Source organism: Variovorax sp. PDC80 (assembly GCF_900115375.1).
Classification (GTDB): domain Bacteria; phylum Pseudomonadota; class Gammaproteobacteria; order Burkholderiales; family Burkholderiaceae_C; genus Variovorax.
Window position 1 is genome coordinate 660,235 of record NZ_FOWG01000002.1, and the last position, 15,604, is coordinate 675,838.

At 69.3% G+C, this 15,604-nt stretch carries 12 protein-coding genes; 10 read left to right on the plus strand and 2 right to left on the minus strand.

Features of this window, described 5'->3' with window-relative positions; all coding sequences use genetic code 11:
- The first annotated feature begins 18 nt into the window (after nt 1-18).
- The 7 genes from BM109_RS08615 (at nt 19) to BM109_RS08645 (ending at nt 5,983) form a co-directional block, all read left to right on the plus strand.
- A complete protein-coding gene (locus BM109_RS08615) occupies nt 19-1,131 on the plus strand; it encodes an AraC family transcriptional regulator (protein ID WP_093342100.1) in 1,113 nt (370 codons plus the stop codon).
- Between the two features lie 61 nt (nt 1,132-1,192).
- Nucleotides 1,193-2,719, plus strand: coding sequence for a protein adenylyltransferase SelO (locus tag BM109_RS08620; protein ID WP_093342102.1), 1,527 nt, complete (start codon nt 1,193-1,195; stop codon nt 2,717-2,719).
- The gene (gene msrB, locus BM109_RS08625) at nt 2,716-3,129 is read left to right on the plus strand and encodes a peptide-methionine (R)-S-oxide reductase MsrB (RefSeq protein ID WP_057597047.1); all 414 of its coding nucleotides are present in this window, start codon (nt 2,716-2,718) and stop codon (nt 3,127-3,129) included. The genes BM109_RS08620 and msrB overlap by 4 nt, the downstream gene beginning before the upstream one ends.
- Before the next feature lie 46 nt (nt 3,130-3,175).
- Nucleotides 3,176-3,721 (plus strand): septation protein A, encoded by a 546-nt coding sequence (locus BM109_RS08630; RefSeq protein ID WP_093342103.1) that lies wholly within the window; start codon nt 3,176-3,178, stop codon nt 3,719-3,721.
- A gap of 2 nt (nt 3,722-3,723) precedes the next feature.
- Nucleotides 3,724-4,008: a BolA family protein gene (locus BM109_RS08635; protein ID WP_093342105.1), complete on the plus strand. Its 285-nt coding sequence runs from the start codon at nt 3,724-3,726 to the stop codon at nt 4,006-4,008.
- Nucleotides 4,009-4,143: 135 nt separating this feature from the next.
- Nucleotides 4,144-4,929: a peptidylprolyl isomerase gene (locus BM109_RS08640; protein ID WP_093342106.1), complete on the plus strand. Its 786-nt coding sequence runs from the start codon at nt 4,144-4,146 to the stop codon at nt 4,927-4,929.
- Nucleotides 4,930-5,041: 112 nt separating this feature from the next.
- Nucleotides 5,042-5,983 carry a helix-turn-helix domain-containing protein gene (locus tag BM109_RS08645; RefSeq protein ID WP_093342108.1) on the plus strand — a complete coding sequence of 314 codons (942 nt, stop codon included), beginning with the start codon at nt 5,042-5,044 and terminating at the stop codon, nt 5,981-5,983.
- A 16-nt stretch (nt 5,984-5,999) separates the two neighbouring features.
- On the opposite strand, the gene rnk is transcribed toward BM109_RS08645, so the two are convergent.
- Together rnk and purL are read right to left on the minus strand one after the other, a co-directional pair.
- Nucleotides 6,000-6,437 (minus strand): nucleoside diphosphate kinase regulator, encoded by a 438-nt coding sequence (gene rnk, locus BM109_RS08650; RefSeq protein WP_093342109.1) that lies wholly within the window; start codon nt 6,435-6,437, stop codon nt 6,000-6,002.
- Nucleotides 6,438-6,787: 350 nt separating this feature from the next.
- Nucleotides 6,788-10,819 (minus strand): phosphoribosylformylglycinamidine synthase, encoded by a 4,032-nt coding sequence (gene purL / locus BM109_RS08655; protein WP_093342111.1) that lies wholly within the window; start codon nt 10,817-10,819, stop codon nt 6,788-6,790.
- Nucleotides 10,820-11,004: 185 nt separating this feature from the next.
- Here purL and map point away from each other — a divergent pair, with 185 nt between their 5' ends.
- From map to BM109_RS08670, 3 genes are all read left to right on the plus strand, one after another.
- Nucleotides 11,005-11,829: a type I methionyl aminopeptidase gene (gene map / locus BM109_RS08660; protein ID WP_093342112.1), complete on the plus strand. Its 825-nt coding sequence runs from the start codon at nt 11,005-11,007 to the stop codon at nt 11,827-11,829.
- A 31-nt stretch (nt 11,830-11,860) separates the two neighbouring features.
- Nucleotides 11,861-14,467: a [protein-PII] uridylyltransferase gene (locus tag BM109_RS08665; protein ID WP_093342114.1), complete on the plus strand. Its 2,607-nt coding sequence runs from the start codon at nt 11,861-11,863 to the stop codon at nt 14,465-14,467.
- Nucleotides 14,468-14,582: 115 nt separating this feature from the next.
- A complete protein-coding gene (locus BM109_RS08670) occupies nt 14,583-15,602 on the plus strand; it encodes a GGDEF domain-containing protein (RefSeq protein ID WP_093342115.1) in 1,020 nt (339 codons plus the stop codon).
- Nucleotides 15,603-15,604: the final 2 nt, after the last annotated feature.

The following is a 15,604-nucleotide window of genomic DNA, read 5'->3' on the forward strand; positions in this document are numbered from 1 at the left end:
CGCAAGCGAGCCAATCGAATGACTTCAGGAGCCTCCAACCCGCGCCACGCGCGCCGGCCTGCGCGCCGTCCGGGCTGCATGCCGCAGCCCGAGTTGCGCACCAGCTCGTCGGCATGGCTCGAGGGGGTGCTGAGGATGTTCGAGGCCGAGGGCCTGGACGTGCCCTCGCTGCTGCGCGACGCCGGCTTCGACCCCGAGTCGCTGCTGCGGCAGAACGCGCGCATCCCGGTCGACGAGATCACCGTGCTGTGGCAACTGGCCGTGGCGCGCGCGGGCCGGCCCACGCTGGGCCTGCACCGCGGCCTGGCCGCCACCCACAGCAAGTTGGGCACCGTCGCCCACGTCATGGCCTGCTGCGTCGATCTCGGCGAGGCGATGGACCGGCTCGCGCGCTACATGCCCGTGATCTCCGATGCCACCGCCTTCTCGGTGCAGCCCGAGGCGCGCGGCAGCTGGATGGTGATGCAGCACACGGGCGGCAGCCTGCCGATCCCGCGCCAGCGCGTCGAATACGCCCTGCTCACCATGCTGATGCAGTGCCGCTGGCTGATCCGGCGCGAGATGGAGCCGCTGGCGATCGAGTTCGCCTATCCGCCCCCCGACGACGACCGGCCGCACCGCGAGGCCTTCGGCTGCGAGGTGCGGTTCGGCGCGCCGGCCAACCGCATGCTGCTGTCGGCCGCCAACCTGGCGATGACGCTGCCCACCAGCCACCCCGAGCTCGGCGAGATGCAGGAACACCTGCTCGACGACCAGCTCGACCAGCTGGGCCAGACCACCACCAGCACCCTGGTCTGCGCCGAGATCGCGCGCCGCCTGCCGCACGGCGAGCCGCGCCGCCAGGACGTGGCCTCGGGCCTGGGCCTGGCCGAGCGCACGCTGCAGCGCCGGCTGCAGGAGGAGTCGGTGTCGTTCCAGGCGCTGCTCGACCGCACCCGGCGCGAGCTGGCGCAGCAGTACCTGGCGCAGGAGCGCCACACGCTGACCGATGTGGCCGACCTGCTGGGCTTCGTCGACAGCAGCAACTTCTTCCGCGCCTGCAAGCGCTGGTTCGGCCTGCCGCCGGCGCAGTACCGCACGCGGCTGTGGCACGGCGACACGGCCGGCTCGATGCTGCGCGCCGCCGCCTAGTTTCTGGCCTCCGAGGCCCCCCTTGGCCAGGGGTCTAGCGCTCTGCCGGACAATCGGGGGCATGACGCCCACGAGCCTGCTTGCCGAAGAGAACCGCCCCACGTCGACCGAAACCCGGCCCGGGAGCGCCGATCTGGGCCTGGGCTGGGCCACCACCGGCTTCTCCACGCTCGGACCGCGCTTCTACACCGAGCTGCGCCCCACCCCGCTGAGTTCGCCCACGCCGCCCTACTGGGTCGGCCACAGCGAACGGGTCGCGCGCGAGCTGGGCCTGCCCGAAGGCTGGCGCAGCGACGCGTTGCTCGAGGCGCTGAGCGGCAACATCCCGCTCGAGGGCGCGCGGCCGCTGGCCAGCGTCTACAGCGGCCACCAGTTCGGCGTCTGGGCCGGCCAGCTCGGCGACGGGCGCGCGATCCTGCTCGGAGAGACCGCGGACGGCCTCGAGATCCAGCTCAAGGGCGCGGGCCGCACGCCCTATTCGCGCATGGGCGACGGCCGCGCCGTGCTGCGCTCGAGCATTCGCGAGTTCCTCTGCAGCGAAGCCATGCACGGCCTGGGCATCCCGACCACGCGCGCGCTGTGCGTGACCGGCTCGGACGCGCGCGTGCGCCGCGAGGAGATCGAGACCGCCGCGGTGGTGACGCGGGTGGCACCGAGCTTCATCCGCTTCGGCCATTTCGAGCATTTCGCGGCGAACCAGCAGCACGAGGAACTGCGCGCGCTGGCCGACTACGTGATCGACCGCTACTACCCGGCCTGCCGCCACAACGAGCGCTTCGGCGGCAACCCCTATGCGGCGCTGCTCGAGGCCGTGAGCGAACGCACCGCCACCCTGCTGGCGCACTGGCAGGCCGTGGGCTTCTGCCACGGCGTGATGAACACCGACAACATGAGCATCCTCGGGCTCACCATCGACTACGGCCCGTTCCAGTTCCTCGACGGCTTCGATCCGCGCCACATCTGCAACCACAGCGACACCGGCGGACGCTATGCCTTCAACCAGCAGCCCAACGTGGCCTACTGGAACCTGTTCTGCCTTGGCCAGGCGCTGCTGCCGCTGATCGAGGACCAGGAGCTCGCGCTGGCCGCGCTCGAGTCGTACAAGGCCGCGTTCCCGAACGCCTTCGAGAACCGCATGCGCGCCAAGCTCGGCCTCGCCGACGCGGCCGACGGCGACCGCGCGCTGATCGAGGGCGTGCTCAAGCTGCTGGCGGCCGAGAAGACCGACTACACGATCTTCTGGCGCCGCCTGGCCCGCTACCGGGCCGACGGCAACATCGAGCCGGTGCGCGAACTGTTCATCGACCGCGCCGGTTTCGACGCCTGGCTGCTATTGTTTCTGGAGCGCCATACCCACACCCCGCGCGAGCAGGCGGCCGAGCTGATGCTGCGCAGCAATCCGGAATACGTGCTGCGGAACCACCTGGGCCAGCAGGCCATCGAAGCGGCTGGCCGCAAGGACTTCTCGGGCGTGGCGACCTTGCTGGCCCTGCTGGAATCCCCATTTGAAGAACATCCCGGCGCGCAGGCGTATGCCGGGTTCCCGCCCGACTGGGCTTCCACGATCGAAATCAGCTGCTCATCATGAACACACCCGTCCAGAAAACCGATGCCGAATGGAAAGCGCTGCTCGCCGAAAAGGGCGCCGAGCCGGCCGCCTTCGAGGTGACCCGCCATGCGGCGACCGAGCGCCCCTTCACCGGCAAGTACGAAGCCCACTGGGACGACGGCACCTACCACTGCGTCTGCTGCGGCGCCAAGCTGTTCGAGTCCGCCACCAAGTTCGACGCCGGCTGCGGCTGGCCCAGCTTCTCGGAGGAAGCCGTGCCGGGCGCGATCCGCAACATCGTCGACCGCTCGCATGGCATGGTGCGCACCGAGAATGTCTGCGCCAATTGCGGCGCGCACCTGGGCCACGTCTTCCCCGACGGACCGACCGAGACCGGCCTGCGCTACTGCATGAACTCGGCCTCGCTCGACTTCCAGAAGAAGCCCTGAGCGGCGCCTTCTCCTTTTTCTTCCGGCCCCGCCACCATCCGACTGCATGAAACTGATCCTCGACTTCTTCCCGATCCTGCTGTTCTTCGGGGCCTACAAGCTCGCCGACATCTACACCGCCACCGGCGTGCTGATGGCCGCCACGGTGGTGCAGATGGCGATCATCTATGCGATGGAACGCAAGCTGCAGGCGATGCAGAAGGCCACGCTGGTGCTGATCCTGCTGTTCGGCACACTCACGCTGGTGCTGCACGACGACCGCTTCATCAAGTGGAAGCCGACCGTGCTCTACGGCGCGATGGCGGTGGCGCTGGCCGTGGCGCTGTGGGCCTTCCGCAAGAACTTCCTGAAGATGCTGCTGGGCTCGCAGCTCGAGCTGCCCGACCGCATCTGGATGCGGCTGAACATCGCGTGGATCGGGTACTGCCTGTTCATGGCCGCCATCAACGGCTACGTCGCGGCCTATTTCACGACCGAGGCTTGGGTCAACTTCAAGCTCTGGGGCTACGTGTTCCCGATCGTGTTCCTGGTGGCGCAGGGCCTGTACATCTCGCCGCACCTCAAGAGCGGCGACGACAAGCCGGCCGCCTGAGCATGAGCAGCACCACCGCTTCGCATCCGCTGCCGACCGTGGCCGCCCTCGAGGCCGCGCTGCGCGCCGCACTGCAGCCGACGGCGCTCGAAGTCATCGACGAGAGCGCCGCGCACGCAGGCCACGCGGGGGCCAATGCCGAGGGATTCGGCACCCATTTCCGCGTGCGCATCGCCTCCCCGCTGTTCGAGGGAAAGCCACGCGTGGCGCGTCATCGGCTTGTGTATGATGCCCTCCAACTTTTCATCGCACAGGGTCTGCACGCCATCGCCATCGAGGTGCTCTGAGTCGTCCATCCACCGCCAGCCTCCGGCTGCCGGGCCCGGTTCTCCGCGGCGGCGCTCCCTCCCCTGTGTCTTTGCTCCGGTTTCCTCCACGCGCACTTTCATCCAACGCGCATTTCTCAGCCTGACATTCAATCCATGAAAAAACAAATCTTGCAGGCCGTCGCGGCCGCAGCGCTGCTTGGTGCCGTTCCCATGGCTGCCCTGGCGCAGAACGCAGCCATCGTCAACGGCAAGGCGGTGCCCAAGGCACGCATGGACGCGCTGGCCCAGCAGCTGGCCGCGGCCGGCCGCCCGGTCACGCCCGAGATGCAAGGCCAGCTGCGCGAGGAAATCGTGGCGCGCGAAGTGTTCATGCAGGAAGCGCAGAAGCACGGCCTCGACGCCACCGAGGACTACAAGAACCAGCTCGAGCTCGCACGCCAGGCGATCCTGATCCGCGCCCTGTTCGAGAACTACCGCAAGACCAACCCGGTCTCGGACGCCGACGTGAAGGCCGAGTACGACAAGTTCGTCGCGGCCAACGGCGGCAAGGAATACAAGGCGCGCCACATCCTCGTCGAGACCGAGGACCAGGCCAAGAAGATCATGGCCGACCTGAAGAAGGGCGGCAAATTCGAGGACATCGCCAAGAAGCAGAGCAAGGACCCCGGATCGGGCGCCAACGGCGGCGACCTCGACTGGGCCAACCCCGCCAACTTCGTGCCCGAGTTCTCGGAAGCGATGATCAAGCTCAAGAAGGGCGAGACCACGCCGGCGCCGATCAAGACCCAGTTCGGCTGGCACATCATCCGCGTCGACGACATCCGCCAGGCCCAACTGCCGAAGATCGAGGACATCAAGCCGCAGATCACGCAGCAGCTGCAGCAGCAGCGCCTGCAGAAGTACCAGGAAGACCTGCGCGCCAAGGCGAAGATCGAGTAAGCGGCGCGCCCTGCCCGCCCTCACCCATGCAAAACGGCCTTCGGGCCGTTTTTCTTTGGGCTTGTTTCTTGCAAGAATTCGCGGCGCGCCATCGGCGCGGAGGGTGTCGACCATGGGCTTCTACCACTCGACCGAGGCGCTCGCGCCGCGGCACAAGACCGAGTTCTGGCGCGAATCGGTGTGCCGGCGCCTGATACCGGCGCGCGGCGAATTCGCACGCGACTTCGACGGCTGCCTCTCGGGCCAGCAGCTCGGCAGCCTCACGGTGTGCCGCATGCAGTCGAAGCCGCACACCTTCATCCGCACCGACCAGCTCGCGCGCGTCGCGCCCGACGACGACATCGTGGCCGCCTTCTTCCAGCGCGGCCAGGCCAACATGGCGCAGCAGGGCCGCACGCTGCGTGCGTCGGCCGGCGACATCGTGCTGTACGACGCGGCACGGCCCTTCGTGCACGAGCTCGCGCCCGAATCGCTGCTGCTGGTGCGCTTTCCGCGCCAGCAGCTGCTGTCGCGCTTCCCGAAGGCCGAGCACATGATGGCGCTCAAGATCGCCGACGGCAGCTCGCTGGCCGGGCTGCTGCACGGCATGGCCGAGGAGGCGCTGCGCTTCGAGGCGCGCGACTCGGCGCTGGCCGCGCAGGCGCGCTTCGCCGCCGCCTTCCTCGACACGCTGAGCGCCGCGATGGAACTGCAGGACGTGGCCGAGGGCGCCGCCGCGGCCACGCGCCACGGCTCGATCTACGAGAAGGCCGTGCGCTACATCGACGCCCACCTGGACGACACCGGCCTGTCGATGGCCGGCGTGGCCGAGGCCGCGCATGTCTCGCCGCGCACGCTCACGCGCGTGTTCGCGGCCCATGGCACGACCGTGATGCACCACCTGTGGAAGCGCCGGCTCGAGCAGAGCTTCCACATCCTGTCCGAGGGCCGCGTGCAGCAGGTCACGCAGGCCGCCTACCAGTGCGGCTTCAGCGACCTCTCGCATTTCTCGCGCGCCTTCAAGAGCGCCTACGGCACCACGCCCGGCAGCCTGCTGAACGCGGCCGCCGGCTGACGCCGCAGCGAGCGCTTCAGCGCAGGTATTCGCCCGCCGCTTCGGGCTGGAACTGCAGCGCGGCCACGCGCGCCGAACCGTGCACGCCGGCCGGCGTGGTCCATTCCACCAGCTGCCCCACGCGCGCGCCCAGCAGGCTCGCGCCCACCGGCGACATCACCGAGACCTCGCCCTCGGAAGGTTTGGCATCGCGCGGATAGCACAGCGTGATCGTGTAGCGCTCGCCGTTCGCGGGGTCCTCGAGCTCGACGCGCGAGTTCATCGTGACTAGGTCCGGCGACACGTCCTGCGGCGCCACGATCTCGCTGCAGTCGAGCATCTCCTCGAGGGCCTGCGCGATCGGATCGGTCGCGCCGCGCGTCTGCAGCGCATGCGCGGCGAGCTTGTGCAGGCGTGCGTGGTCGAGCTGGGTGAGGGTTCGTTCGAGTCGCGTGAACGAGGCGGTGGCTTGCATGGATGGCTCCTGATGAAGTGAAGGCGTGTCGCGGGCTCCATCGAGGGAGCGGGACAGAACGGACGCGCCGGCGCGCGGGCTTGGAGGAGGCCCGGCGATCAGGAGGTGCGCGAAAGAAGAAAGGGAGGAGGAAGGATCGCCGGGCTCAGGAATGCCAGGGCGATCGGCGCTTGAGCGCCGTCATCCGCGCCGCGCGGCGCCGGCCACGCGCGAGCACGCCCGGCAGGGCCGGTGCGGTCAGCGTGGAAGCGGAAGTGCGCAGCATGCGGCCGAGTCTACCGGTCCCGTCGCGCCGGCGGCCATCAAAGGCCCCACCGGTCTTGCCGGATTGGGCCCCTTGCCGTCGGCGATCAGCCCACCCAGCGGCGGGCGTTGCGCCAGATGCGCATCCAGGGGCTGTGCGCGTTCGCGTCGCCGCCGGTCCAGCTCATCTGGATGTTGCGGAACACGCGCTCGGGGTGCGGCATCACGGCGGTGAAGCGACCGTCGGCCGTGGTCACCGAGGTCAGGCCGCCCGCGCTGCCGTTCGGGTTGAACGGGTACTGCTCGGTGGGCTGGCCGTGGTTGTCGACGAAGCGCATGGCCGCGATGGCCTTCGAGGCATCGCCACGGTGCTTGAAGTTGGCATAGCCCTCGCCGTGCGCGACCGCGATCGGCAGCCGCGTGCCGGCCATGCCCGCGAAGAACAGGCTCGGCGAATCGAGCACCTCGACCATCGACAGACGGGCCTCGAAGCGCTCGCTCTGGTTGGTGGTGAAGCGCGGCCAGGCCTCGGCGCCCGGGATGATGTCGGCCAACTCGGCGAACATCTGGCAGCCGTTGCACACGCCGAGGCCGAAGGTGTCGGCGCGGCCGAAGAAGCGCTTGAACTCGTCGGCCAGGCGCGGGTTGAAGGTGATGCTGCGGGCCCAGCCGATGCCGGCGCCCAGCGTGTCGCCGTAGCTGAAGCCGCCGCAGGCCACCACGCCCTTGAAGTCGGCGAGCCGCGCGCGGCCCGACTGCAGGTCGGTCATGTGGACATCGAAGGCCTCGAAGCCGGCCTCGTTGAAGGCATAGGCCATCTCGACGTGCGAGTTCACGCCCTGCTCGCGCAGGATCGCGACCTTGGGCCGCGAAGCCAGCACCGCGGGTGCGGCGGGCTCGGCGCCGGCCGGCAGATGCCAGTGCAGGCCCGGGTCGGCAGGCTCGCCGGCCGCCGCGTGCTCGGCATCGGCACAGGCCGGGTTGTCGCGCTCGCGCGCGATCTTCCAGCTCACCGAGTCCCAGACCTGGTGCAGGTCGTGCAGGCTGGCGCTGAACACCGACTTGGCATCGCGCCACACCTCGAGCTTGCCCTTGCCGGCCTCGATGGCCGAGCTCGCGGGCCGGGTCTTGCCAACGAAATGGCTGTGGGTGCTCAGGCCATGGGCGCGCAGCACCTGCATGACCTCGTTGCGCTCGGCGGTGCGCACCTGCAGCAGCATGCCGAGCTCCTCATTGAACAGCGCCTTGAGCGTGAGCTCCTCGCGCCGCGCGCTGACCTGCTGCGCCCAGTTCTTGGCGTCGCCGGTCTCCATGCGGCTGTCGGAGATGCCGTCGCCTTCGGTGACCAGCATGTCGACGTTGAGCGCCACGCCCACATGGCCCGCGAAGGCCATCTCGCAGGCCGCGGCGAACAGGCCGCCGTCGCTGCGGTCGTGCATGGCGAGCAGCTTGCCATCGGCGCGCAGCGCGTTGACGGCATTCACCAGCGCCACCAGCTGCGCCGGATCGTCGAGATCGGGCACGATGTCGCCGCTCTGGCCCAGCGTCTGCGCCAGGATGCTGCCGGCCATGCGGTGCTGGCCGCGGCCGAGGTCGACCAGCACCAGCGTGCTGTCCTCCTCATTGGCGTCGAGCTGCGGCGTGAGCGTGCCGCGCACGTCGTCGAGCGAGGCGAAGGCGCTCACGATCAGGCTGACGGGCGAGGTCACCTTCTTCGTCTCGTCGCCCTCCTTCCACTGCGTGCGCATCGACAGCGAATCCTTGCCAACCGGAATCGAGATGCCCAGCGCCGGGCAGAGCTCGAGGCCGACGGCCTTGACCGTGGCGTAGAGCGCGGCATCCTCGCCGGGCTCGCCGCAGGCGGCCATCCAGTTGGCCGACAGCTTGACGCGCGACAGCTCGATCGGCGCCGACAGCAGGTTGGTGATGGCCTCGGCCACCGCCATGCGGCCCGAAGCGGGCGCGTCGTAGGCGGCCAGCGGCGTGCGCTCGCCCATGCTCATCGCCTCGCCCGCGAAGCCCCGGTAGTCGGCCAGCGTCACGGCGCAGTCGGCCACCGGCACCTGCCACGGGCCGACCATCTGGTCGCGGTGGCTCAGGCCGCCCACGGTACGGTCGCCGATGGTGATCAGGAAGCGTTTGGAGGCGACGGTCGGGTGCGACAGCACGTCGATCGCGGCCTTCTGCAGGTCGACGCCCGTGAGGTCGAGCGGCCGGAAGCTGCGCGCCACCGACTGCACGTCGCGGTGCATCTTGGGCGGCTTGCCGAGCAGCACGTCCATCGGCATGTCGACCGGCTGCAGCGCGGCGCCCTCGTCGGCCACCAGCAGCTGGCGCTCCTCGGTCGCCACGCCGACCACCGCGAAGGGGCAGCGCTCGCGTTCGCAGAAGGCCTTGAACTGTTCGAGCGACTCGGGCGCGATCGCCAGCACGTAGCGCTCCTGGCTCTCGTTGCACCAGATCTCCTTCGGCGCCATGCCCGATTCCTCGAGCGGCACCGCGCGCAGGTCGAAGCGCGCGCCGCGGCCGGCGTCGTTGGTCAGTTCGGGGAAGGCATTGCTCAAGCCGCCCGCGCCCACGTCGTGGATCGCGAGGATCGGGTTGGCCGCGCCCTGCTGCCAGCAGTGGTTGATGACCTCCTGCGCGCGGCGCTCGATCTCGGGGTTGCCGCGCTGCACCGAGTCGAAGTCGAGCTCGGCCGCGTTGGCGCCGGTGGCCATCGAGCTGGCGGCGCTGCCGCCCATGCCGATCCGCATGCCGGGGCCGCCGAGCTGGATCAGCAGCGAGCCGGCCGGGAAGCGGATCTTCTTGGTCTGCGTGGCGTCGATGCTGCCGAGGCCGCCGGCGATCATGATCGGCTTGTGGTAGCCGCGCTGCACCGTGTCGAGGTCGCTCGCCAGGGCCTGCTCGTACTCGCGGAAGTAGCCCAGCAGGTTGGGCCGGCCGAACTCGTTGTTGAAGGCGGCGCCGCCCAGCGGGCCCTCGGTCATGATCTGCAGCGGGCTCGCGATGTGCTCGGGCTTGCCGTAGTGGCCGTCCTCGGGCCAGAGCTTCGAGACCGTGAAGCCGGTCAGGCCGGCCTTGGGCTTGGAGCCGCGGCCGGTCGCGCCCTCGTCGCGGATCTCGCCGCCGGCGCCGGTCGAGGCGCCCGGGAACGGCGAGATCGCCGTCGGGTGGTTGTGGGTCTCCACCTTCATCAGCACGTGGGTCAGCGCCGTGTCCTTGGTGTAGGCCGGTGTGCCCGCGGCATCGGCGCCGCGCGGGATGAAGCGCTCGACCTCGCCGCCTTCCATCACCGAGGCGTTGTCGGCATAGGCGATCACCGTGTGCTGGGGGTTCTGGCGCTCGGTGTGGCGGATCATCGAGAACAGGCTCTGCGGCTGCGCCGCGCCGTCGATGGTGAAGTCGGCGTTGAAGATCTTGTGGCGGCAGTGCTCGCTGTTGGCCTGGGCGAACATCATCAGCTCGACGTCGCTGGGGTTGCGGCCCAGCTTGGTGAAGGCATCGACCAGGTAGTCGATCTCGTCCTCGGCCAGCGCCAGGCCGAAGCCGGTGTTGGCGGCTTCCAGCGCCGCGCGGCCCTGGGCCAGCACGTCGACCGTGGCCATCGGCTGGGCCGGCAGTTCGCTGAACAGGCTGGCGGCCTGGTCGACCGTGGCGAGCACCGATTCGGTCATGCGGTCGTGCAGCGGGCCGGCCGCGGCGGCCAGCGCCTCGCCCTCGAGCACCGGCGCCTTGCCCAGCAGCGGCGCCTTGAGCTTCAGGTGGTATTGGGTGACGCGCTCGACCCGGCGCAGCGCCAGGCCGCAGTTGTGGGCGATGTCGGTGGCCTTGGAGGCCCAGGGCGACACGGTGCCCAGGCGCGGCGTGACGACCACCGCCGCCGAGGCCTTGGCCGCCGGCGCCTCGAAGGGCTCGCCGTAGCTCAGCAGCGCCTCGAAGCGCTCGCGGCCCGCGGCGTCGAGCGCGCCGTCGGTCACCACCAGGTGCACGAAGCGCGCGGCGATGCCCTCGATGCGCGGATCGACGGCCTGGAGCTTCGGCAGGAGCTGCCGCGCGCGGAATTCGCTGAGTGCGCTGCCGCCCTCGAAGATGGTTACGACGGGAAGGGCTGTGGAAACGGAAGCGGACTGCGTCACGATGGGTGGGGCCTTGGGGCCGCGTTGGGCTTTGGAGAGGTCTGGAAATCCGTGGGCGGGCGGCCGCTGACTGGGGCCGTCCGCGCAGGACGCGAATTTTAGGTCATGGCGAAAGCCTCGCCCGGGCGGCCGGCCAGAGCCCGTTCGGGCGCTGATTTCTTCGCCCGGATGGGATAATTCCATGCATGAGCATTACCTACAAAGACGCCGCGGGCATCGCCGCCATGCGCGTCGCCTGCCGCCTCGCGTCCGAGGTGCTGGACTACCTCACGCCCTTCATCAAGCCCGGCATCACGACCAACGATGTCGACCGCCTGGCCGCCGAGTACATGGTCAAGCAGGGCACCACCTCGGCCACGGTGGGCTACATGGGCGCCAGCAGCGTCCCCTTCCCCAAGTCGCTGTGCACCTCGGTCAACCACGTGGTGTGCCACGGCATCCCGAACGACAAGCCCCTGAAGAAGGGCGACATCATGAATGTCGACGTCACCGTCATCAAGGACGGCTGGTTCGGCGACAACTCCCGCATGTACGTCGTGGGCGATGCCTCGATCGCGGCCAAGCGCCTGTGCCACATCACCTTCGAGGCCATGTGGCACGGCATCCTGCAGGTGCGTCCCGGCGCCCACCTGGGCGACGTGGGCCACGCGATCCAGAAGTTCGCCGAGGGCCAGGGCTTCTCGGTGGTGCGCGAGTTCTGCGGCCACGGCGTGGGCCAGCGTTTCCATGAAGAACCGCAGGTGCTGCACTACGGCCGCCCGGGCACCATGGAAGAGCTCAAGCCCGGCATGATCTTCACCATCGAGCCGATGATCAACGCCGGCAAGCGCGAGGTGAAGGAAGACTTCAAGGGCGGCCAGTACGACGGCTGGACCATCGTCACGCGCGACCATTCGCTCTCGGCCCAGTGGGAACACACGGTGCTGGTCACCGAAACGGGCTACGAGGTGCTGACCCTGTCCGAGGGCAGCCCGCCGCTGCCTTCCTTCGTGAGCGCCATCAAGACATGAGCCGCGCGGCCGGCCGCGCCACCCCACCGCCATGATCGAAGCCGCCCGACACGACGTCGCGACGCTGCGCGAAGCCTACCGCGCGAAGAAGCTCGCCCTTTTCGAAACCCTGCGCTTCGCGCGCGCGCCCACGCGCAGCGTGCACACGGTGCTGCGCCAGCTCGCGGCGCTGGCCGACGAGAGCCTGCAGACGCTGTGGCAGGACGCCGAGTTCGGCGACGGCCTGGCGCTGGTGGCGGTCGGCGGCTACGGGCGCGGCGAGCTGTTCCCCTATTCCGACGTCGACGTGCTGCTGCTGTTGCCGCCCGAGGGCGGCGAGCAGGCGGTCGAGCCGGCGCGTCTCGAGGCCTTCATCGGCCAGTGCTGGGATGCCGGCCTGGAGATCGGCTCGAGCGTGCGCACCATCGAGGAATGCCTGGCCGAGGCCGAGAAAGACGTCACGGTCCAGACCTCGCTGCTCGAGGCGCGGCTGATCGTGGGCGACAAGAAGCTGTTCGCCACCTTCCGCAAGCGCTTCGGCACGGTGATCGATCCGCAGGCCTTCTTCATCGCCAAGTCGCAGGAGATGCGGCACCGGCACCAGAAGTTCGACAACACGCCCTACGCGCTCGAGCCCAACTGCAAGGAATCGCCGGGCGGCCTGCGCGACCTGCAGACCATCCTCTGGGTCGCCAAGGCCGCGGGCTTCGGCAGCCGCTGGGACGACCTGGCGCGCAACGGCCTGGCCACGCCCTTCGAGGCGCAGCAGATCAAGCGCAACGAGGCGCTGCTGTCGCTGATCCGCGCGCGGCTGCACGTGATCGCCAACCGGCGCGAGGACCGGCTGGTGTTCGACCTGCAGACCGCCGTGGCCGCGAGCTTCGGCTACGTGAGCGAATCGCAGCGCAAGTCGAGCGAGGCGCTGATGCGGCGCTACTACTGGGCCGCCAAGGCGGTCTCGCAGCTCAACCAGATCCTGCTGCTCAACATCTCCGAGCGGCTGCAGCCGATCGACGAGCTGCCGACGCCGATCAACGAGCGCTTCTTCGAGCGCGCCGGCCTGATCGAGATCGCGCGCGACGACCTCTACGAGAGCGAGCCGCACGCGATCCTCGAGACCTTCCTGCTCTACCAGAAGACCATCGGCGTGAAGGGCCTGTCGGCGCGCACGCTGCGCGCGCTCTACAACGCGCGCCACGTGATGGACAGCAAGTTTCGCAACGATCCGGCGAACCACGAGACCTTCATGCGGATGCTGCAGCAGCCCTACGGCATCACGCATGCCTTCCGGCTGATGAACCAGACCTCGGTGCTGGGGCGCTACCTGCGCGTGTTCCGCAGCATCGTGGGGCAGATGCAGCACGACCTGTTCCACGTCTACACGGTCGACCAGCACATCCTGATGGTGCTGCGCAACGTGCGGCGCTTCTTCATCGCTGAACATGCCCACGAGTACCCGTTCTGCTCGCAACTCGCGGCCGGCTGGGACAAGCCCTGGCTGCTGTACGTGGCCGCGCTGTTCCACGACATCGCCAAGGGCCGCGGCGGCGACCACTCCACGCTGGGCGCGCGCGACGTGGCGCGCTTCTGCAAGCAGCACGGCATCTCGCGCGAAGACTCGAAGCTGATCGAGTTCCTGGTCTCCGAGCACCTGGTGATGAGCCAGGTGGCACAGAAGCAGGACCTGAGCGACCCCGAGGTGATCGGCGCCTTCGCGCGCCGCGTGGGCAACGAGCGCTACCTCACGGCGCTCTACCTGCTGACGGTGGCCGACATCCGCGGCACCTCGCCGCGCGTGTGGAATGCCTGGAAGGGCAAGCTGCTCGAGGACCTGTACCGCTACACCCTGCGCGCGCTCGGCGGGCGCATGCCCGATCCCGACACCGAGGTCGAGTCGCGCAAGCGCGAGGCGCTGGTGCAGCTCGCGCTGCATGCCCAGCGCTTCGAGGCGCACAAGGCGCTGTGGGACACGCTCGACGTGGGCTACTTCATGCGCCACGACGCCAGCGAGATCGCCTGGCACGCGATGCAGCTGTCGCGCTTCGTGCCGCCGAAGAACGTGCCGATCGACCCGGCCGCGCCGCCGGTGGTGCGCGCGCACCTGTCGCCGGTGGGCGAAGGGCTGCAGGTGGTGGTCTACACGCCCGACCAGCCCGACCTGTTCGCGCGCATCTGCGGCTACTTCGACCAGGCCTCGTTCAGCATCCTCGACGCCAAGGTCCACACCACGAGCAACGGCTACGCGCTCGACACCTTCCAGGTGGTGACCACCTTCCTGCCCGACCACTACCGCGACCTGATCAACATGGTCGAGACCGGGCTCGCGCAGACCCTGACCGAGGCCGGCGCCCTGCCGCTGCCGAGCATGGGCCGGGTGTCGCGCCGGGTGCGCAGCTTCCCGATCAAGCCGCGCATCAGCCTGGTGCCCGACGAAAAGGCACAGCGCTGGGTGCTCAGCATCTCGGCCAGCGACCGCGCCGGCCTGCTCTATTCGGTGGCGCGCGTGCTGGCACGGCATCACCTGAACCTGCAGCTCGCCAAGGTCACGACCCTGGGCGAGCGCGTGGAAGACAGCTTCCTCATCAGCGGTCCCGAATTGCAAGGCCAGCGCACCCAGGCCGCGATCGAAACCGAGCTGATGGAAGCCCTGGAGGCCTGAATGGCCCGCCCGGCGGCCCGCTCCGCCGGGCCAGTTTCGCGACAAAAGTTCACAGATTCTTGTGAATTGAATACCAAATGTTTCTTTTTTCTGTCTGAACGGCAGAATGGACCCCATGGACACATTGCTGACCCAGCTTTCGAGTTCCGTATCGTCGGCCAGGACCCTCGAGGACCTGACCCGTCCCATGCTCGAGATGCTCGAGGCCGTGACCGGCCTGGAGTCGACCTACCTCACGCGCATCGACCTGGAGCAGGGGCTCCAGCACATCCTGTATGCGCGCAACGTGCGGCGGCTGCAGATTCCCGAGGGCCTCGCCGTGCCCTGGGGCGACACCCTGTGCAAGCGCGCCCTCGACGAAGGCCGTGTCTACACCGACAACGTCGCCGAATGCTGGGGTGATTCCGATGCCGCGCGCGAGCTCGGCATCCAGACCTATGTGAGCACCCCGGTGCGCACCGACAGCGGCGGCCTCTACGGCACGCTGTGCGCGGCCAGCGCCGAGCGCCAGCCGCTGCCGGCCAACGCCACCAACGTGCTGGGCCTGTTCGCGCGGCTGATCGGCCACCAGGTCGAGCGCGAGCAGCTGTTCCAGCGCCTCTCGGCCGCCAATGCCGAGCTCGCCACCCATGCCGCGACCGACGCGCTGACCGGCCTGCCGAACCGGCGCGCCTTCCTCGAGGGCCTGCGCCGCATGCTGGCCCAGGGCCAGCGCGACGGCACCGGCGTGCTGGTGGCCTTCGTCGACCTCGACGGCTTCAAGAAGATCAACGACCTGCACGGCCACGAGACCGGCGACGACTTCCTGGTGGAGATCGCGCGCCGGCTGCACGACACGCTGCGCGCCGGCGACCTGCTGGCCCGCCTCGGCGGCGACGAATTCGTGGTGGTCGGCCCGGGCCCCGCGCTCGCGGGCGGCGAATCGCCGGCCGCGGCCGAGGCGCTCGGCCAGCGCGTGGCGGCGGCCACGGTCGGCGCCTTCCACCTCGGCACGGTCGAGATCGGCTACGGCGGCGCCAGCGTGGGCACGGTGGCGGTCGATCCGCGCTTCACCACGGCCGAGGAAGCACTGCGCCTGGCCGATGCCGCGATGTACCTCGAAAAGCGCGGGCGCAGCGGCCGACCGCACGGATGATC

Excerpts from the sequence above, each read along its gene's own strand:
- BM109_RS08615 (WP_093342100.1), top strand. The coding sequence starts at position 19 with ATGACTTCAGGAGCCTCCAACCCGCGCCACGCGCGCCGGCCTGCGCGC.
- BM109_RS08620 (WP_093342102.1), top strand. The coding sequence starts at position 1,193 with ATGACGCCCACGAGCCTGCTTGCCGAAGAGAACCGCCCCACGTCGACC.
- msrB (WP_057597047.1), top strand. The coding sequence starts at position 2,716 with ATGAACACACCCGTCCAGAAAACCGATGCCGAATGGAAAGCGCTGCTC.
- BM109_RS08630 (WP_093342103.1), top strand. The coding sequence starts at position 3,176 with ATGAAACTGATCCTCGACTTCTTCCCGATCCTGCTGTTCTTCGGGGCC.
- BM109_RS08635 (WP_093342105.1), top strand. The coding sequence starts at position 3,724 with ATGAGCAGCACCACCGCTTCGCATCCGCTGCCGACCGTGGCCGCCCTC.
- BM109_RS08640 (WP_093342106.1), top strand. The coding sequence starts at position 4,144 with ATGAAAAAACAAATCTTGCAGGCCGTCGCGGCCGCAGCGCTGCTTGGT.
- BM109_RS08645 (WP_093342108.1), top strand. The coding sequence starts at position 5,042 with ATGGGCTTCTACCACTCGACCGAGGCGCTCGCGCCGCGGCACAAGACC.
- rnk (WP_093342109.1), bottom strand. The coding sequence starts at position 6,437 with ATGCAAGCCACCGCCTCGTTCACGCGACTCGAACGAACCCTCACCCAG.
- map (WP_093342112.1), top strand. The coding sequence starts at position 11,005 with ATGAGCATTACCTACAAAGACGCCGCGGGCATCGCCGCCATGCGCGTC.
- BM109_RS08665 (WP_093342114.1), top strand. The coding sequence starts at position 11,861 with ATGATCGAAGCCGCCCGACACGACGTCGCGACGCTGCGCGAAGCCTAC.
- BM109_RS08670 (WP_093342115.1), top strand. The coding sequence starts at position 14,583 with ATGGACACATTGCTGACCCAGCTTTCGAGTTCCGTATCGTCGGCCAGG.